Origin of the sequence: Streptomyces sp. ISL-94, assembly GCF_018614075.1 — a bacterium.
Lineage (GTDB): Bacteria > Actinomycetota > Actinomycetes > Streptomycetales > Streptomycetaceae > Streptomyces.
Window position 1 is genome coordinate 41,221 of record NZ_JAGGOZ010000069.1, and the last position, 16,610, is coordinate 57,830.

Consider the following 16,610-nt stretch of genomic DNA (forward strand, 5'->3'; position numbering starts at 1 on the left):
GGCCACCATCGTGGGCCGTTCGATACGGCGAGAACCCATGCCCGACTGGCACGACAGCGCCCCGCCCCCGGCGTGGGGGGCTGGGCGAAGGTGGTGGTTACGCGGGGCCTGGGCGGCCACCCACGGGCAGCGTGCGTACGTTTCCGGCGCCGTCGAGGGCTTTGCGTAGCCGTTGGATCTCCTCGTGCTGGGCCGCCAGCCGGGACACGGCGCGGGTGCGGAACTCGGTCAGCTCGGTGATGGTGTCGTTCCGCTGGGCGACCCGGGTCCGCAGCTGTTCCACCTCGCCCTTCAACCGGGTGATCTGGGCGTCCCGGGGGTCGGTGATCTCCCCGGCTTCCTGCTTGGCCCGTACGCGCCGCTCGAACTCCTCGGCGAGATGCTGGTACGGGCCGGGCCGCTCGTTCCCGGCCCGGTCCTTCTTCGGGTAGAAGCCGGTCCGGGACACGCCGGCCTCGGCGGCCAGGGTCTTCAGGTCGCACCGGCCGCCGGGCGGGAGTTCGCCGCGCAGCAGGCGGTCCATGGCGGCCTGGATCGCCTGTTCGTGGTGCTGCTTCGTCTCTTCGCTGATCCGTGCCATCACTGCTCCTTCGACGTGCCGGTGCCGGCGGCGGCGTCGATCTCTTCCAGGACCCGGACGGTGCGGTCCAGGTCGGCGCGTACGCGGTCGCGTGCGTCTTTGTGGCCGCGGGGGATGCTGCCGAGGAACACCTTCGTCTTCTGGGCGTTGTCCGCCCACACCGGCCTGTGACAGGGGTGGTGGGTGGCCTGCGGGCATCGGGAGGAGTCGCACAGCCCGGCCATGGGCTTGGAGTCGGCGGTGATCTCGGTGCCTGCGATCTTCAGGCAGAGCGCCTTGTGGGGGTCCATGAACCAGCAGTAGTTTGCCGTGCCGACGTGGAGGTACTGGGCCTGGTGCCGCAGCAGGTTGACCAGCTGGCGGTCCGAGTCCATCGTCTTCGGCTCCCCCGCCGGATGGTCCTTCAGTGCGGCGTCCACGTGCGTGAACGTGGCGATGACGTCGCGGGCGCCGGGGCCGGACGGCATGATCCCGGCCTGGAAGTCCCGGAACGCGGCCGCGGTCAGCTCCATGTGGTGCTCGGTCTCTTGCTCCCCGACCTCGGCGAGGAAGATCCCCTGGGCGCCGCCGGGCCGGTGGGCGTAGCCCTCGGTCGTGGCTACCTGCACGTGTTTGAGATGGATCTTCGCGGCGATCATCCCACCGGGCCGGTAGGCCAGGGCCATGGACAGGGTTCGGCGGAGCATCCGCGCGTTGACCGGTCCGTCCGGAATTGAGGTAAGGCCGAGGCGGGCGCCTTCGGGACCGTTCACCCAGTCCCGAAAGTTCCGGTAGACCTGCGACGTGTTGAGGAGCTGCATACCGAACACGGCGCCGTGCAGTGCACCGCTTCGGCGGGCGATCTGGGCCCCGAGCGCTACGGCCTTCCAGGCTTCTTCGATCACCACCCATTCTTCTGGTAGGCCGCCGAACTCCTGCCCCTTGATCACCCGGGATGCGAGCCGGTAGCGCATGGCCCCGCTGCATGCAGGGGTGGGCGGAAGGCAGGAGTCTTCGGTAAGTTCGGCCAGTTCACTGGCCCTCATCCCGCTCACGGTGGACGTGATCAACATGCAGGCGTGCTGCACGACGCGGCCGAGGTGCCGCAGCTGGTCATGGTCAAGGGGAAGCATGCACGGCACCGTGCCGGCCTTGTCGGCGCGCTGAACCATGGCCGCCTGGCGGCCGATGATGTCCTGTACGCCGACCTTGGCCACGGCGTCTTCAAGGAGTGGGCGGAAGAAGGCCCGCTGCTCCTCATTCATCACCCGCTGGTTGGCGCCCTCGCGGATCAGATGGTCCAGGTGCACTTCCAGCAAAGGGTCTGACGGCGACCAGCCGTTCGCCGACACACGACGTGCGGAGTCCTTACGGGCCATGCGAGGGAGCGGAACGCCATTGCGTACGTAGTTCCCGATGTGGGCGGAGAACCGGTACTTCTCCTGGTCAGTCAGGTTATGACCTTGGATCATGGTGGGCTTGGCCGCCATGCGGGCGTCGTTCCGTTCGATCTCTTCGGCCACGTGCGGACCGATCGTCTCGACTATCCAGAGCGCGGCGGACAACATCGGCTGGAGCACATGGTCCGGTACCGGGCCGACCTTGTTCCCCTGACTCGGTTTCCAGCCGGTGACGTCGGCCGCCGTGCGGCCGCCCCAGGGCTGGAAAGCTGGAGCGTAGGCATCGTGGGTGAACAGCTCTCGGTACATGGCCAGGTACTGGACGGGGACGATGTGGTTGATGACGGTTGCCGGAGACCGGTTCCCGTCACCTCTCACACGGGGTGTGACCAATGCCAGGTAGCGGTCGCAGTGCTCTTGCCCCACATCGGTGAGGGTGCGGACACCGTCAGCGGACAGCCAGTTCAACCAGTTGGCCAGGTGCTGGACCGTGTCGTACATGCCGCTGATCGCCTTCGGCGTGCGGAAGGAGTCCGGCAGCACGGCCACCCGTTCATCGGTCGGGGCGAGAAGCGACAGGACCAGCTCTTTCGCCACGACCCGCCACACCGGATCCACGATGATGGAGAAGTCCCACCGCAGCCGGAACCGGGCCAGGTACTTCGGGGCACCGGCCAGTCCCGACAAGTCCCACAGGTCATCATCGAACTGTGCCCCCGGCGCCTCAGGCTTCAGCTCCAGCCCTGCCACCTGGCAGACTTCCAGGCCCGCGAACAGTGACCGGCGGGCATGCACCATGTGGTTCTTCGTGGCCGTCATACGGTCATCTCCTCGGGGCGCACGGGTACCTCTTCGTCGGTGTCGGTCACGCTGGCCGCCGCCTGTTCCAGGACGGCGGCGGGGAAGGCGGGCAGGATGTCCCGGTCCAGCCGGTCGGCGTACGGACCGAACACGGCCACGAACTGGGCGGTGGTCATCTGCCGGTACTGCCGCGCGAAGAGGCGTGCAGGCGCAGCAGGTTCGGCGCGTGCCGGGGCATGAACACGGCCAGGGGGCACAGCAGGCACACCCATGGCCGGGCCGGGCAGGGCTTCCCGGCCGGGCCGTGAAGGCCGGCCAGCTGGTCCTTGCACGACGCGGTGAACACGTCGCGCTCCCCGCCCAGAAGCTCGGCCAGGGCGCCGTCGCTGACGCCGAGGTCGGCCGCCACCGCCGGGAGGTCGACCGCTGCGCGGGCCGCCGCCTCCAGGGTGAGCACGACCGGCGGGAGGGCCCGCCGCAGGAGGTCGGACTGGCTCTCCTCAATGATCGTTTCGACCGCATCCATCTGGGCCGGGGTCTGCGCTGTCAGGTAGCGGTCGCCCTCCACGGCGGTCGTGTGGTTCGGGTCGATCGCCGTATTGCCTGTCCACCCCTTCCGGCTCAGGGTGTTCACGTAGGTCGTCCGGATCCGGGACATGTGGAGGAGCAACGGCTTCCCGGAGTCATCGACCAGCCCCAGCTGCGCGGCGAGCCCGCTCTTTTGAGCCGACTGGTTCACTTTGAATTTGGCCGGGCCGCTGATGGTGTACCCGGATGTTCGGCGCTCACGTCCGCTGGGTTGGCGGAGCCGTAGCCACAGTTCCTCGCGCACGTCCTCGTCGGCGTGCCTGCGAAGGAGGGCCGAGTGTTCCAGCCATCGCTCGATGAGCCGGACCGGGCGGCCGGTGAGGTTGACAGACTCGGGGCCGCGGCGGCCTTTGATGTAGTCCAGGAGTACGGAGGCGTCGCCGGACCACGTCACGTCACCGAGGCCGAGTCCGGCGATTCCGTCGGGCACCACACCGGTGTAGACGCCGAGGAGCATCCGATACGCGGCGGCGATCTTGCCCGACGGGTACAGCGCATCTTGGATCTGAGCACGACCCACCTGTTCCACACTGAAGCGCGTACAGCCGACGCTCGCCGTGAGCGCTCGGGTGGACATCGGCCCGTACTCCATGAGTTCGTGGGCCACGTTCGCCGGGGTAACGCCCCCGCCGCGGGGGTCTTGGCCCGCTTCTGCGGCCGCCACTGCGCGCTGATGGTCTGCCCAGCTCTGCCGTACGACCGACCGCAGGGCGTCGGTGATGCGCTGCCACTCGGCCTCGGTGTAGGGCTGGAGCGGCGTTGTTTTGGGTCGCACCTTGTTGGGGCGTCCGTTCAGGAAGCGGACGACGTCCGGCGCCAGGGTGCCGCTGGTCTGGTGCGCGGCGCGGAGCAGGGCCCGCGCCATGTCGGCGCGGTAGATGCTTGCGGCCAGCCAGTACCGCAGGAGGAGCGGGCGCGTCAGATCGGACATGCCACCGGTGAATCCTTCGTCGGCCAGCCAGCGGACCATTCTGCGCAGGCCGGTCGCGTACTGGGCGGCCGTGCCCCGGGCCGCGATCGTCCCGTGGGGGTGGACCAGCTCGGGGAACCCGGCGATCAGCTCGGCGACCAGCGGCTGGTTCGGCAGGGTGTCGAACGCGGTCACGTACCGGCTTCCGTCGGGGAAGACGAATTCGACGCGTAGGGGGTCGTGGTGGATGTGGGCGGGCATCAGATGTCGTCTCCGAACTCGGCGGCAGCTTCGGCCTCGGCGTCGTCGTCGGCGCGGCCGGTGCTGGTGTAGGCGTCGCGGTAGATCCGCTGGACGTCGAGGCGCCTCAGGTAGATTTCCGTCGTCGTGACGGAGGAGTGACCGAGGAGATCCCGAAGGATCATCAGCGGGTCCGTCTTGGTCAGGTAGAGGGCCAGGCCGGCGTCCCCGCCGGTGTCGTTGATCAGCGCGGCGGCGCGCTGGTAGTAGCCCTGGACCAGGGCTTCCAGGGTCTCCATGGCGAAGGTGTGGCGCAGCGCGTGGGCGTGCACGGTGGGGAACCGGGGCTCGAACCGGTCGCGGATGCGCTGGGATGTGCGCCGGAAGACGGTGTCCCAGTCCACGAACGGGGTCCCCGCGGACTGCACGGCGACCAGCGGTGACGTGCCGTCCGCCTTGACCAGCCGCAGGCGCTCGGCGGGTCCGAGGAGCCGCCACGGTATCCGGTGCCCGTTGATCCGGCCGCCCTCCCAGTCGGCCTGTTCCACCATCAGCGGCGGCCCGAGGCGGGCCGGCGGCCGGTAGGGGGCCCGGCCGACGGCGGCGTGCCGGTCCAGCTCCACGTACTGGTGGACGTCGGCCAGCGCCCCATGGCTGGTCCAGGTGGCCCTGGCCTTGTTCCCCTTCGTCGTGGCCTCGGCGATCGGGAACCAGACCGGCACGGGCGTCCGCCGCGCGGGCAGGGCGGGGAGCTCGTAGGTCAGCAGGTAGGTGAACTCCTGGGCGCGCAGTCCCGAGGCGACGGCGAGGCCGCCCATGGAGCCGTTGCGGGACAGCTCCCGCCCCCGGAAGGAGTCGTCCGGTGCTCCGTCCGGGTCGAGACCGGCGAGGGCCCGCAGGAAGAGGTCCCGGAATCCGGGCTCCAGGTATTTCATGGTCGCGTGCGGTTGAGCCCGGCGGACAGTCGCCGTGTTACGGCGGGTCTCCACCGGGCCTGAGTCTTTGGAGTACCGGGAGCCCATGGCGTACGTGAACGGAACCTTCGAGCAGTGATCGTTGTCGACGGCCCACGTGTAGAAGCTGGACAGGACCGTGATCCGCTGATTCCAGGTGGAGCCGTCCCAGCGCGCTTCGATGGGGCCGGCCAGCCGGTACTCGGCGAATGCTCCGAGCGCGGCCCGAAGGTCCTCGCGTTCACCGAACGGGTGGACCGACCGGGACGCCAGGAACTCCAGCCAGCTGCGGACGGCCTGGGCGTACGACTTCCACGACTTCGCCGCCGGTACCCCGCTGATCGGAAGTTCCCTCAGCCAGGCGTTCACCGCGACCGTGGGGCGTGGCCCGTTCTCGTCCTCGAACCTCAGATCGTCATCGACCAGGACCGGCATGTTCTCCCGGATCAGGGGTTCTCGGCCCAGATCCCAGGACTCCCACCCGTCGCGGGTGAAGTAGGTCAGCAGCATGCCAACACTCTAGACATTGCAACACAGTTGGCGGGAGTGGATAGAGGAACAGTTGCACTCCCGCCTAGCCGTCTAATGCGACAGTGTCAGAGTGCAGGGATTAACCCGTTCTGGAGCCAGGTGGAGTTCACCCTCGAAGCCGGCTCGCCCGCCGCGCCCCCGGAGGTCCGGGTGGTGTGCCTCGACGGACGCCCGGAGCTGGAACGGCAGTTGACACGGCTGTCGGACCTGGTCGGCCGGCCGGTGCGGGACAGCCGGCTCGTCGAACGGAGCTACGGGGACACCGTACGGGCCATGTCGGGCTGCGCGGAGCGGAGTCCGGCGCAGTGCCGGCTGCCGGGAACACTGCCCGGCCGGGACCCTCAGGGCCTGCTCGGCAGGGACTCGTACGCCGCCCGCTCCGACTTCTGGCCGGGTGCCGGGCTGCCGGACGCGGCCGTCCGTGCCGTGCTGGCCGCCGTCGGGCGGTACCGGCAGGCCGTGCCGCCCGGCGGCCTCGGGGTGGTCCAGTTCGACGGGGTCTGCGGCGGGGCCGTGAACCGGGTCGCGGCCGCCGCCACTGCCTTCGTACACCGCGACAGCGCCTTCCTCGCCCAGTACCTCGCCTACTGGCCCGAGTCCGCGACCGCCGACGAAGTGGCCCGGCACCAGGGCTGGCTCGACGGGCTCTGGCAGGACCTGCGGCCCTGGGCGGGCGGCCGGGCGTACCAGAACTACCCGGACCCCCGGCTGACCGGCTGGCGCGAGGCCTACTACGGCCCGAACCTCCCCCGGCTGGCGGAGGTCCGGCGCACCTACGATCCCGACCGGCTCTTCCGCTTCCCCCAGGCACTCTAGGAGCTCCCGTGCGACGTACGTTGACCATGGCCGCGGCGGCCGCCGCCCTGCTGGTGCCGGGAGGGCCGCTGCCCGTCGCCGAGGCCGGGAGCGCCGCCGCCCCGGTGGCGAGGCACTGGACCGCGCGCGAGGCGCAGTCCTTCTGGACCGCCGAACGGATGGCCGCCTCCGCGCCGCTGCCCCCCGATCCGGAGCCGGCAGCGCCCCCGGCGCCCGAGCCGGCGACCGCTTCTCCGGCGCCCGAGCCGGCCGCGGCCCCGGCCCCCTCTCCGTCGCCTTCCCCCGCGTCGGCTCCCTCCCCGGCCCCGTCCTCGGAGCCGGCGGGTGCGGCCCCCACGCCGCCACCGAGCCCGAGCCCGACACCGAGCCCGACCCCGGCCGCCCGCCCCCTGCCCGCCTGGCTGCCGGCCGCCGGCCCCGGTGTCGGGCAGGACTTCAACGGCGTCCCCGTCGTCGGCCGGATGTTCGTGGTCAAGGCCGGCGGGGCGTACTTCTGCACCGCGAGCGTGGTCGCCTCACCCCGCCACAACCTCGTGCTCAGCGCGGCGCACTGCCTGCTCGGCTCCGACACCCGGCAGATCGCCTTCGTCCCGCAGTACACGCACGCCAATCCGCAGCCCTACGGGATGTTCCCGGTCCTGCGGGACTCGGCCGGCCACTCCAAGATCTGGATCGACCCGCGCTACCGGTCCCAGGGCCCTGACCGCGCGGCCACCCTCGACGTGGCCTTCGCACAAGTGGGGCCGGACGCCGACGGCTTCCCCGTGGAGGAGGTGGTCGGCGGCAACCGCCTGGTCACCGGGGCCGGCTACGTGCACCCGGGCATCTCGCTGATCGGATATCCGGCTTCCGCCGCGCGCCCGCGGCTGTGCGTCAACCGGACGACGAAGTTCACCAGCAAGGACCCGAGGATCCCCGGATCGTTCCTGCGGATCGACTGCACCGGCTATCCCGGCGGGACCAGCGGCGGCCCGTTCCTGGCCCGCTACGACGCACGGACCGGGACCGGTGACGTGGTCGGGGTCATCGGCGGCTGGAAGACGGGCGGAGACACCGCCGACACCTCCTACAGCTCCTACTTCGGCACGGACATCAGGAAGTTGTACGAGAAGGCGGTTGCCGGGGCAAAGGCGGGGTGAGCGCCCGGACCCAGCGGGTCCGGCGCGGGTTGCCGACCGTGCGCGGGGTCGCCGGGAGCCCGTCGGCGGTCAGCGGGTCGGCGGGCGCGAGCCCGAGCCGGCGGCGCAGGTCGGCGAGGGCCGCGTGGACGGGCGCGAGGACGAGCTCGACGCCCGGGTCGATGGAGGCGAGGGCGTGCGCGGTGGTCTCGATCGCCTCGGCGGCGTCCTCGGCGGCGGTCCGGCTCCACCCTCCGGGCGCCCCGGTCCCCCAGGGCACGACGGTGTCGTAGAGGTGGCAGGCGGCATCGGCCACGGCGTCGGCCTGTTCCCGGACACCCGGCGCCGCGATGGTCGGCAGTTCCATGCCGGGTCAACGAGCGGGTCCCTGGCGGGGGTGCGACCGAGTGCTGCCGGGGCGCCGACCCTGGCCCGCTCCCCCGGCGCTATCCCGCGGATGCGCCCCGGCGTATGCGGCGGGCCACGGCGTGTGCGGCGGCGGTGGCGGCCCCGGCGAGGGCCAGGCCCCGGAGCGCGTCGCGGGTCGGCGTGGGCCGCAGGACCCCGGCGCGGCCCAGCCGGCCGCGGGCCCAGAGGGTGAAGGGGACGACCAGGAGGGGCGAGGTGACCACCCCCGGGGTGTAGCCGCGGGTGGCGGCGGACTGCCCGAGGTGGACGAGCCCGTGCAGGCCGAAGCCGCTCAGGGCGCTCTGGTAGAACGCGGAACGCCCGCCGGTGCGCAGCCCGTCGGCGGAGGCCGCGGCGACGACGAGGCCCATGAGGCCGACGGCGGCGGCTCGAACTCGCGCCCGTCCACGCGTTCGAGCCGCCGCCAGACCCGGTCGGGCACGCGGGGGTGGCGCTCGCGCAGGACGGGGACCCGGGTGCGGGACCAGCGCGCCATGGTGGCCACCTCCTCCAGGTCGTGCACGGCCCAGGCCGCCAGCAGGCCCAGGGTCGCGAGTACGGGCGCGGAGGCGGGCCGCTCGTGGGCCGGCCGCTCGTGGGCGGGCTGTTTCGATTCGCTCATGAGGCCACAGTCTGCAACCAGAGGGGCAGCAGCAGGAGGGATACGAGCGAGCTCTTGATCACTATGGACGCGGAGAGTGCGACGCCCACGTCGTAGCGCTGGGCGAAGACGAACAGGTTCTGCGGGGTCGGCATCGCGGCGATCAGGACGAGGTACGCGAGCCACTCGCCCCGCACCCCGAAGACCGCTCCGCACACCGCCCAGGTGAGCAGCGGGAACACCAGGCACTTGAAGCCGATGAGCGCCAGCTCCTCGCGCGTGGTGCCCCGAAGGTCGAGGCCGGCGCCGCCGAGGTGGAGGCCGAGGGCGAACAGGGCCACCGGGGAGGCGCTGTCCCCGACGAAGGCGGCTCCGTCCAGGACCACCGCGGGGAGGTGTACCGAGAGCAGGTTGAGCAGGATCCCCGCGTTGCAGGCCAGGACGAGCGGTGTGGCGAGCGAGGCGCCAACCGCCCGGGCCAGGCGCCTTCCCGGGCCGCGCCCCGCGGGATCCGGCCGGCCGAGTTCCATCAGGGAGATGACGGCGAGGGACAGGACGCACACCTGGAAGAGCAGGATCGGGAAGATCGGGGCCGCCGTCCCGAACACGGTGATGAAGACGGGGACGGCGAAGTAGGCGGTGTTCCCCGGGGTCGTGCACCGGCCGAAGGTGCTGATGCTGACCACCTTCGACATCGACGACTACGTGTACGAGGCGCTGCGCGCCGGCGCCTCCGGATTCCTGCTGAAGGACGCGCCGCCGGCCGATCTGATCGCGGCGGTACGGGTGGTCGCGTCGGGCGAGGCGCTGCTGGCGCCCTCGGTGACCCGGCGGCTGATCGCGGACTTCGTCCAGCAGCGGCCTGCGCCGCGCAAGGACCCGGCGCTGCGGCTGAACGGCCTCACCCCGCGGGAGACCGAGGTACTGGAGCTCATCGCGCGCGGGCTCTCGAACCAGGAGATCGCCGGTCACCTGGTGGTGGCGGAGCAGACGGTCAAGACGCACATCGGCCGGGTGCTGGCCAAGCTGGACCTGCGCGACCGCGCCCAGGCGGTGATCTTCGCCTACGAGGCGGGTCTGGTCCGCCCGGGCGACGCGCGCTGACCTCTTCCCCTCCATGAGGCGGCATCCGGGAACTGACCGACGCGTTCGGGCGGCCCGGGCATCACGGGACTGCGGTCATTTCGGTGGCAGTGCCCTTCTCAGGTCCGCGTCCAGATCCTTGGCGAGTTGCGCGCTGGAGGGTGGCTTGGCGCCTTGGAGCCGGGCCAGTTCGGCGGTGAACGTCTGGGTGAACGCGCCGTAGAGGGGGGTGCGCGGCCGCTGGACGGCCTTCTTCAGGGCGGGCAGCAGGGTGCCGCGCGCGTATCCGGGGCGGCCCTGCGCGTCCCGTGGCATCCGGTCGGTGCGCTCGCCCGTCGGGGAAGGGGTGGCCTGGCCGGCCGGATTGGCCGCCTTGCAGGTCAGGTTGTCGTCCTCGTACGCCGAGATCCTGGTGGCCGCGAACCCGGCGTCCAGCAGGCAGCGTTCGCTGCGCCTGCCGGTGAGGAACCCGACGAGGTCCTGGGCGGCGGTGCTTCGCCGCGACCCCCGGGCCATGGCCAGGTTCTGGCCGCCCAGCACCGCGCTGCCCGGCAGGGGGGCCACGCCGAGCTGCTGCTCGGACAGGGACTGGTGGAGCGTGCGGTAGGCGTACGGCCAGTGGCGGAGGAAGGCGGTACGGCCGCCCGCGAAGTCGGTGAGCGTGTCCGCCTCGTCGGAGTGGACGGCGTCCGGCAGGGTGTAGGCGGCCTGGGTGCGGTTGCGCAGCTCGTCCAGTCCCGCCTTCAAGTCGTCCACGGAACCCGCGTAGCGGCCCTCCTTGTCGGTGAGGGCGAGCCCGTCGGCGGCGGAGGCGAAGGCCTCGACGCCGTTCACCGTGAGGCCTTCGTACGAGGCGTCGAGCTGCGCGGTCCAGCCCTTCTCGTAGGCGTCGGGCTTCTTCTTGGCCGCGTCGAGAGCGCCGATCAGCTGCTGGACGACGGGCCAGTCGGTGCCCTTGCCGAGGTCGGTGTCCGTGACGCCCGCGCTCTTGAGGTAGTCGCGGCGGTAGAAGAGCAGCCCTACGTCGCTGTTGAAGGGGACGGCGTACAGCCTGTCCCGCCAGCGGGCGGTGGCGGCGACCGAGGGGATGACGTCCTGGTCGACCAGCTCGTCGGGGAGCGGCTGGACGAGACCCGCGGCGGCGAACTCCGGCACCCAGGTCACGTCGAGGTTGACCACGTCGTACTCGGCGCCGCCGGATTGCAGTGCGCCGAGCAGCTGGCTGCGCTGCTGGTCCGCCGAGCCCGGCAGCTCGACCAGGCGGGCCCGCTGGGATGAGCCCTTGCGCTGCTGCTCCTGGTTCCATTCCTCGATCAGCTGCTGGCGGATGCCGCCCTTGCCGGTCACGTCCCGGCCGCTGGCCAGCACGATGTCGCCCGGCTGGTCGGCGGCGCCCGAAGTCGCGGACTTCTCGCCGCCGGATCCGCCGCCGTCGCACCCCGCGGCGAACAGCAGGACGAGGAGCATCGCGGACGCGCCGCGCCTCAGCCGTACGGGGCCGCGCCTCATCCTTCGTCCCCCGTTCCGGTCCTGGCGACCTCGTCCCGCAGCCGGGCGACGAGATCGCTCTTGGTGTCCAGGCAGCGGCCGCCGCTCGCCTCGGAAACGGCTGCGTCCGGTTTGCCCTTGTCGCAACCGCCGCTGTCGAGGGACGCCATGACCACCGGTGTCTTCTTCTCCCGCGCGGACAGCAGCAGATCGCTGAGCCGGCCGGCCTCGGTCAGCCGGTTGTTGTCCTCGTCATCCGTGATGTAGACGATCAGCTGTGGACGGTGGTCGTCCGTACGGCGCCGTCCCATCTCTTCCAAAGCCGCGACCAGCGCCTTGTAGGGGTCGGCTTCCAGGTCCTTGACCCGGGCGTTGGCGGCGATGGTGCGCTGTGCCTCCTCGCGCCGGTGGTTGCCGAACTGCAGCACTTCGCTGTACGCGCGAGGGCTGCCCGGCTCCGCGGCGACCGCCCAGACGCCGTACTCGTCGTGCTCGCCGAGCCCCGCGAGGGACTGGGCGATGATGCCGGGGGCTCCGCCGGGGCCCTCCCACAGGCCGCCCATGGACCCGGAGGAGTCGAGCAGGAAGAGCACCCGGCCCGGCCCGTTGGCCTCCCGGTAGCCCTTCAGCGCCGCGGTCATCGCGGACGGGAGGGCGGCGCCGGTGAGCGGGCCGGGGTTTTCCAGGGCCCCGAACTCGGCGAAGGCGACGTCGGTGCCGGCGGAGGGTCCGGTGCCGTTGCCGAGGGGCCGGTGCCCGGCTGCCGCGCTCCGGAAACCGTCCTTCCCGAATACGGCGAGCCCGCCTCGGGCCTCCGGCGCGGAGCTCGCCGCTCCCTTCTTCCCGGCCGCCTCCTTACCGGTCAGCCACGCGCGGAACCGCTCCACGGCATCGTCCCGCGCGTCCTTGTCCAGGTCGGCACCCAGCCAGCGCACCCGTACGAACGTCGGGGTGAGGCCCGGGACGTCGACGGGGTACTCGGCCATCCTCCGGGCCCGCGTCGCACTGTCGCAGCCCACTCCGGCTTTCAGCAGGAACTCCGGCACCAGGGCGGTGGTCCGCTCGTCCACGGCCTCGTCGTCGGGCAGGGTGCACAGCAGGTCCCCACCGGTGCGCGAGGGCGGTCCCGCCTGGGCTACGCCGCGTTCGGCGGCGGCCGGGTCCGGCGCGCCCGCACCGTACAGGCCGACCGTCGCGAGCAGGCCGGAGTCGGTGTTCTCCGGGTCCGTGCGCCGTATCTCGGCCCTCGGCTCGCGCTTCCTGAGCGCCTCGGTCAAGGCCGCCAGACCTCCCACCCGCTCGGCGACCGCCTCCGCCGCTATGTTCTGCGGCACGGCGAGCACGACCGGCGAGTACGCGAAGGGCTCGGGATCGGCCTCCAGCGCGGCATAGGTCCGCTCGGTGGAAGCGGGACGGGCTCGGTCGACGCTCGGGATCGAGGCCGGAATCCAGATGTCCGGCTGAGGACCGATGTCGCGCTGCGGGTTGTTGTCGTCGCCCGTCGGCCGCTGCCAGGGGTCGGACTGCCGGTTGAACGCGGCGACAGCAGCAGCGGCTCCGGCGCTGTAGACGGTGATGCCGCTGCGCCTGCACCCGTCGTCCGTCCTGTTCTCGTCCGACATCAGATACGCCTCCGCAGCCCTGCGGACGGTGGGCTCGAGATCGGGGTCGGTGAGGAGCCGCAGTTCGAGCGGCGGCTTGCAGGCGGGCTTGTCGTCGAGGAGGGCGAGGCCGGTGGCGACGAGGCCGGCGATCGCCGCGGGCACGCCGATGGCGGCCGCCAGCTTCCGGCCGGTGAGGGGACCGAGCCCACTGCGCCGGCCGAGGCCGCCGGGTCTCCGGCCAGGAACGCGGCCTTCGGGAGGCCGTAAGCCCGCCGGCGGGCCTGGCGATTGCGGCGTGCCGCCGCCCCCTTCCGGGCCGGGTACCGGCGGCGGGAGCTTGCCCGACGCAAGGACAGGAGGGGCGGCGAGCAGCACGTCGGCGCCCGACGTGGCCGAGCGGCTCTGCGGCTCCCACGGCTCGGAGGGCTCGCGCAGCGTCGTGTGGTGCGCGGACATGTATCCCCTGAGCTGGTCGGCCAGGTCGTCGAAGCCGACCTCGCCGCCCTGTCCGCGAAGGCCGTCACTCAGTAGGCGGACGAGCTGCGCGGTGAACGGCGTGGGTGTGTCCGCGTCGCCCGCGTCGATGCGGTTGTTGGCCTGGACGCACATCAGCAGCGAGATCCGCTGCCGTTGGGCGGCGCCGAGGGCGTCCCATGCCCCCGAGGCGTTGCCCGCGTAGCAGCAGTCGAGGATGACGACCACCTGCTCCGCTCTGGCTCCGGACAATACGGTGAGGACGCTCTTCCAGGGCGCGGCGCCGAGGAACACGGACTCGGTGCCCGGGACGATCTTCGCCCGCCGCATCAGCAGCCAGAGCTCGTCACCGGTGCTGGGTACGGCTCCGTGGCCGGAGAAGTAGAGCAGGAGCAGCCCTTGGGCCGCGTCGACCGCGTTCTCCAGCTGCCGGTCGAACTGGTCCACGGTGCGCGGCCGGGTGACGGTGATCTCGTCCTCGGCGAACACCCCGCCCTCCTGGAGCGACCGTTCGAGCCCGGCCAGATTGTGCTCGACCGCCTTGAGGTCGCCGGACACTCCGACGGGGTGTTCGGGCTGTTTGAAGTCGTAGTCGGGGACTCCGACGAGCAGCGCCCGGTTCACCTTCCCCCGCGGGTCGAAGCGCGCCATCGGGCTATCTCCCGTCGCTGTCCGGCGCGACCTCTACCTCTGGGGGTTCGCCGCGTTCCACGGCACGGCGGTTCTCCCGCCACGCGCGCACGCCGCTCTTCACTTGCTCGAACACTTCGTCGAACAATTTGGGGGCGCCTGCGCCGATCAGCACCAGCATGATCTCCAGTCCGGCTCCCATCGGGCTGGCGGGCCCGTCCTCCGTCCCGGCGCGCTCCTGGATCTCAAGACTGCCGCTGTTCCTGTGCGTTTCCAGCTTCTGCTCCCGCTCGAGCCACGCTTTCAGCGCCCGGACGTCGCTCTCGCTCGCACCCTGCATCAGGCGCACGCGGATCGCGGTATTCCCCATAGCCTCCCCCTTAGCCACAACTCAGCATCATGGCATGCACGTCGGACGCAGGGGCACCCTTTGGTCACGAACGGGACCGCGCCCGGTCCCGCCGGTTGCCCCGCGATCCGCCGGCACAGAAGGGCGCTGCCTCCTCCACCCCCTACCGGGGTATGACATCCGACTTGGCTCCACGGTCCGACGTGGCCGCGGGTACCTCCTTCCTACCTTCCTCCTCGTCACGAGGAGAGGAGAAGGGGCATGCGCCGCTTCGGAAGGACGATGGCCACGGCCGCGCTGGCGCTGGCCGTCGTCGGGGGGACCGCGGGATGGGCCGCCGGCGACAGCGAGCGGGCGGTCACCGGGCCGCCGCCGGGGACCGCCGCCTGGCGGGCCGATACGGCCTCCGGCCGGACGCTGCCCGATCCGGCGGGTGCGACGCCGCGCGAGGCGGCCCGGTTCTTCGCCGGGCTGGACGAGGGCGCGCGCCGGAAGCTCGTACGGTCCCACCCGCTGGTCGTGGGCAATCTGGACGCCACCGACATCGTGGCCTTCGGCTCCCCGGGGATGCGCGCCGGTACCGCGGCCGGCTTGCGCACGGGCGCCCGGGTGTGGGCGGGCCGGGGGCCCTCCGACTGGATCGCCGACATCCCGAACGTCGAGTTCGCCGGGGTGGGCCACGGCGCCGATCCCACCTCCGCGGCCTTCGGCGCCCGCCCGGTGCCCGCCGCCGACGTACAGGGCCACACCGGCTACTTCGCGGCCGGGACCCGGTCACTGGCGGCGCTCGCCGCGATCGCTAAGGCGGACGTGCGATGAGCGCGCTCACGATGCTGAAGGGGACCGCCGACCGGATCGAGCGGCAGACCCCCGCCCACCGCGACCGGGCGGTCGACGGGCTGCGCGCCCTGGCCCTGCTGGCCGTGCCGACCGGCCACTGGCTGCTCGGCGGATTCACCGTCGACTCCGAGGGCGGCCTGCACAACGCCAGCCCCCTGTCGGCCTTCGGCGGGCTGGCCCCGGCGAGCTGGGTGCTCCAGATGCTCGGCATCTTCTTCCTGGTCGGCGGCTACGCCTCCGCGCTCTCCTTCCGGCGCCGCACCGGATCGGCGGGGGCGTGGCTGAAGGGCCGGATCGCCCGGCTGGGACGGCCGGTGCTCGGGGTGACGGCCGTGTGGGCGCTCGCCGCGCCCGTGCTGTACGCGGCCGGGGTGCCGGAGGCGACGCTGCGGACCGGCGCGACGCTGGTGATCCAGCCGCTGTGGTTCGTCGGGGTGTACGTGGTGGTGACCGCGCTGACCCCGTACTGCATGCGGGCGGCCCACCGGCTCGGCGGCTGGGCCGCGGCGCCGCTGGTCGGTTCGGTCGCGGTGGTGGACTTCCTGCGCTACGGGCCGCTCGCCGACTCCGTACCGTCCGGGCTGGCCCTCATCAATATCCTGCCGGGCTGGCTGTTCGCGTACCAGCTCGGTGTGTCCTGGGGCGAGGGCCGGATCGGGCGGCGCGGCGGCGTGCTGCTGCTGACCGGCGGGGCGGTGCTGTTCGCGACGCTGCTGACGGTCTTCCACTACCCGGCCTCGATGGTGGGCGTGCCGGGTGCGGCGCGGACCAACTCGCACCCGCCGTCGCTGCTGGTGCCGGCCCTGGCGGCCGTCCAGTCGGGCGCGGCGATCCTGCTGCGGGACCGGCTGGCGAAGGTGCTCGCCCGGCCGGCCTTGTGGGCGCCGGTAGTGGTGATCAACCTGTGCGCGATGACGATCCTGTGCTGGCACCAGACGGCCATGCTGGCGGCGGCCGTTCCCGGGTCGTTCATGGGCGGGGTGTCGGGGACGGCGGGGCTGACGACGGCGCCGGACGGCCTGGGCTGGATCGCGGCGCGGGTGGCGTGGATGCCGGTGTTCGCGGTCCTGCTGGTGGCCATCGCGCGTCATGCGCGGCGGTTCGAGGAGCCGTGGCGCAAGGCGACGGCGGTGCGCCGGGCCGTGGCGGGGCTGCTGGCGGCGGGGTTCGCGGTGTTCGCGCTGGGCCTGGCGTAGGGGCGGCGAAACGGCGAAAGC

General features: G+C 72.1%; 14 protein-coding genes and 2 pseudogenes. 5 read left to right on the plus strand and 11 right to left on the minus strand.

Going from position 1 to position 16,610, the window contains the following annotated elements; translation table 11 throughout:
• Positions 1–97: 97 nt before the first annotated feature.
• The 5 genes from J7E94_RS21795 to J7E94_RS21815 are packed head-to-tail and all read right to left on the minus strand — an operon-like array spanning position 98 to position 5,961.
• Entirely contained in the window at positions 98–580 is a 483-nt protein-coding gene (locus tag J7E94_RS21795) for a hypothetical protein (RefSeq protein WP_215017981.1), read from the minus strand.
• On the minus strand, positions 580–2,778 hold the full coding sequence (locus tag J7E94_RS21800) for a hypothetical protein (RefSeq protein ID WP_215017983.1): 2,199 nt from the start codon (positions 2,776–2,778) through the stop codon (positions 580–582). The genes J7E94_RS21795 and J7E94_RS21800 overlap by 1 nt, the downstream gene beginning before the upstream one ends.
• The gene (locus J7E94_RS21805; protein WP_215017985.1) at positions 2,775–2,936 is read right to left on the minus strand and encodes a hypothetical protein; all 162 of its coding nucleotides are present in this window, start codon (positions 2,934–2,936) and stop codon (positions 2,775–2,777) included. Before J7E94_RS21805 ends, J7E94_RS21800 begins: the two co-directional genes overlap by 4 nt.
• Positions 2,933–4,519 (minus strand): hypothetical protein, encoded by a 1,587-nt coding sequence (locus tag J7E94_RS21810; protein WP_215017987.1) that lies wholly within the window; start codon positions 4,517–4,519, stop codon positions 2,933–2,935. The genes J7E94_RS21805 and J7E94_RS21810 overlap by 4 nt, the downstream gene beginning before the upstream one ends.
• Complete coding sequence (locus J7E94_RS21815; protein ID WP_215017990.1) at positions 4,519–5,961, minus strand: site-specific integrase; 1,443 nt, start codon at positions 5,959–5,961, stop codon at positions 4,519–4,521. Before J7E94_RS21815 ends, J7E94_RS21810 begins: the two co-directional genes overlap by 1 nt.
• Positions 5,962–6,081: 120 nt before the next feature.
• On the opposite strand from J7E94_RS21815, the gene J7E94_RS21820 reads away from it, so the two are divergent.
• Both J7E94_RS21820 and J7E94_RS21825 read left to right on the plus strand, forming a co-directional pair.
• Entirely contained in the window at positions 6,082–6,798 is a 717-nt protein-coding gene (locus tag J7E94_RS21820; RefSeq protein ID WP_215017992.1) for a BBE domain-containing protein, read from the plus strand.
• 8 nt (positions 6,799–6,806) lie between these two features.
• On the plus strand, positions 6,807–7,937 hold the full coding sequence (locus J7E94_RS21825; RefSeq protein ID WP_215017994.1) for a hypothetical protein: 1,131 nt from the start codon (positions 6,807–6,809) through the stop codon (positions 7,935–7,937).
• On the opposite strand, the gene J7E94_RS21830 is transcribed toward J7E94_RS21825, so the two are convergent.
• The 3 genes and pseudogenes from J7E94_RS21830 to J7E94_RS21840 all read right to left on the minus strand — a co-directional run bounded on the left by J7E94_RS21830 (position 7,891) and on the right by J7E94_RS21840 (position 9,620).
• Positions 7,891–8,283, minus strand: a complete 393-nt coding sequence (locus J7E94_RS21830) for a hypothetical protein (protein ID WP_215017997.1) — start codon at positions 8,281–8,283, stop codon at positions 7,891–7,893. The genes J7E94_RS21825 and J7E94_RS21830 overlap by 47 nt on opposite strands.
• A 79-nt stretch (positions 8,284–8,362) precedes the next feature.
• Positions 8,363–8,946: pseudogene (locus J7E94_RS21835) on the minus strand (HXXEE domain-containing protein).
• Positions 8,943–9,620, minus strand: coding sequence for an AEC family transporter (locus J7E94_RS21840; protein WP_215017999.1), 678 nt, complete (start codon positions 9,618–9,620; stop codon positions 8,943–8,945). Before J7E94_RS21840 ends, J7E94_RS21835 begins: the two are co-directional and overlap by 4 nt.
• Between J7E94_RS21840 and J7E94_RS21845 the strand changes: the two are divergent.
• A pseudogene (locus J7E94_RS21845) lies at positions 9,574–10,029 on the plus strand (LuxR C-terminal-related transcriptional regulator); the annotation flags it as partial. The gene J7E94_RS21840 and the pseudogene J7E94_RS21845 sit on opposite strands and share 47 nt — an antisense overlap.
• 75 nt (positions 10,030–10,104) lie before the next feature.
• On the opposite strand, the gene J7E94_RS21850 reads toward J7E94_RS21845, so the two are convergent.
• From J7E94_RS21850 to J7E94_RS21860, 3 genes are read right to left on the minus strand one after another with little or no spacing between them, the layout of a single operon-like run.
• Positions 10,105–11,517 (minus strand): extracellular solute-binding protein, encoded by a 1,413-nt coding sequence (locus J7E94_RS21850; RefSeq protein WP_215018001.1) that lies wholly within the window; start codon positions 11,515–11,517, stop codon positions 10,105–10,107.
• Positions 11,514–14,225, minus strand: a complete 2,712-nt coding sequence (locus J7E94_RS21855) for a vWA domain-containing protein (RefSeq protein ID WP_215018005.1) — start codon at positions 14,223–14,225, stop codon at positions 11,514–11,516. Before J7E94_RS21855 ends, J7E94_RS21850 begins: the two co-directional genes overlap by 4 nt.
• A gap of 4 nt (positions 14,226–14,229) precedes the next feature.
• A complete protein-coding gene (locus J7E94_RS21860) occupies positions 14,230–14,574 on the minus strand; it encodes a hypothetical protein (protein WP_215018008.1) in 345 nt (114 codons plus the stop codon).
• Positions 14,575–14,814: 240 nt separating this feature from the next.
• Between J7E94_RS21860 and J7E94_RS21865 the strand changes: the two genes are divergently transcribed.
• Complete coding sequence (locus J7E94_RS21865; protein WP_215018011.1) at positions 14,815–15,372, plus strand: alpha/beta hydrolase; 558 nt, start codon at positions 14,815–14,817, stop codon at positions 15,370–15,372.
• Positions 15,369–16,589, plus strand: a complete 1,221-nt coding sequence (locus J7E94_RS21870) for an acyltransferase (RefSeq protein WP_215018014.1) — start codon at positions 15,369–15,371, stop codon at positions 16,587–16,589. Before J7E94_RS21865 ends, J7E94_RS21870 begins: the two co-directional genes overlap by 4 nt.
• Positions 16,590–16,610 lie beyond the last annotated feature (21 nt).

Bases quoted from the DNA above. Each gene is read 5' to 3' on its own strand.
- J7E94_RS21805 (WP_215017985.1), bottom strand. From the start codon at position 2,936: ATGACCACCGCCCAGTTCGTGGCCGTGTTCGGTCCGTACGCCGACCGG.
- J7E94_RS21870 (WP_215018014.1), top strand. From the start codon at position 15,369: ATGAGCGCGCTCACGATGCTGAAGGGGACCGCCGACCGGATCGAGCGG.
- J7E94_RS21810 (WP_215017987.1), bottom strand. From the start codon at position 4,519: ATGCCCGCCCACATCCACCACGACCCCCTACGCGTCGAATTCGTCTTC.
- J7E94_RS21830 (WP_215017997.1), bottom strand. From the start codon at position 8,283: ATGGAACTGCCGACCATCGCGGCGCCGGGTGTCCGGGAACAGGCCGAC.
- J7E94_RS21840 (WP_215017999.1), bottom strand. From the start codon at position 9,620: ATGTCGAAGGTGGTCAGCATCAGCACCTTCGGCCGGTGCACGACCCCG.
- J7E94_RS21800 (WP_215017983.1), bottom strand. From the start codon at position 2,778: ATGACGGCCACGAAGAACCACATGGTGCATGCCCGCCGGTCACTGTTC.
- J7E94_RS21815 (WP_215017990.1), bottom strand. From the start codon at position 5,961: ATGCTGCTGACCTACTTCACCCGCGACGGGTGGGAGTCCTGGGATCTG.
- J7E94_RS21865 (WP_215018011.1), top strand. From the start codon at position 14,815: ATGCGCCGCTTCGGAAGGACGATGGCCACGGCCGCGCTGGCGCTGGCC.
- J7E94_RS21795 (WP_215017981.1), bottom strand. From the start codon at position 580: ATGGCACGGATCAGCGAAGAGACGAAGCAGCACCACGAACAGGCGATC.
- J7E94_RS21860 (WP_215018008.1), bottom strand. From the start codon at position 14,574: ATGGGGAATACCGCGATCCGCGTGCGCCTGATGCAGGGTGCGAGCGAG.
- J7E94_RS21855 (WP_215018005.1), bottom strand. From the start codon at position 14,225: ATGGCGCGCTTCGACCCGCGGGGGAAGGTGAACCGGGCGCTGCTCGTC.
- J7E94_RS21850 (WP_215018001.1), bottom strand. From the start codon at position 11,517: ATGAGGCGCGGCCCCGTACGGCTGAGGCGCGGCGCGTCCGCGATGCTC.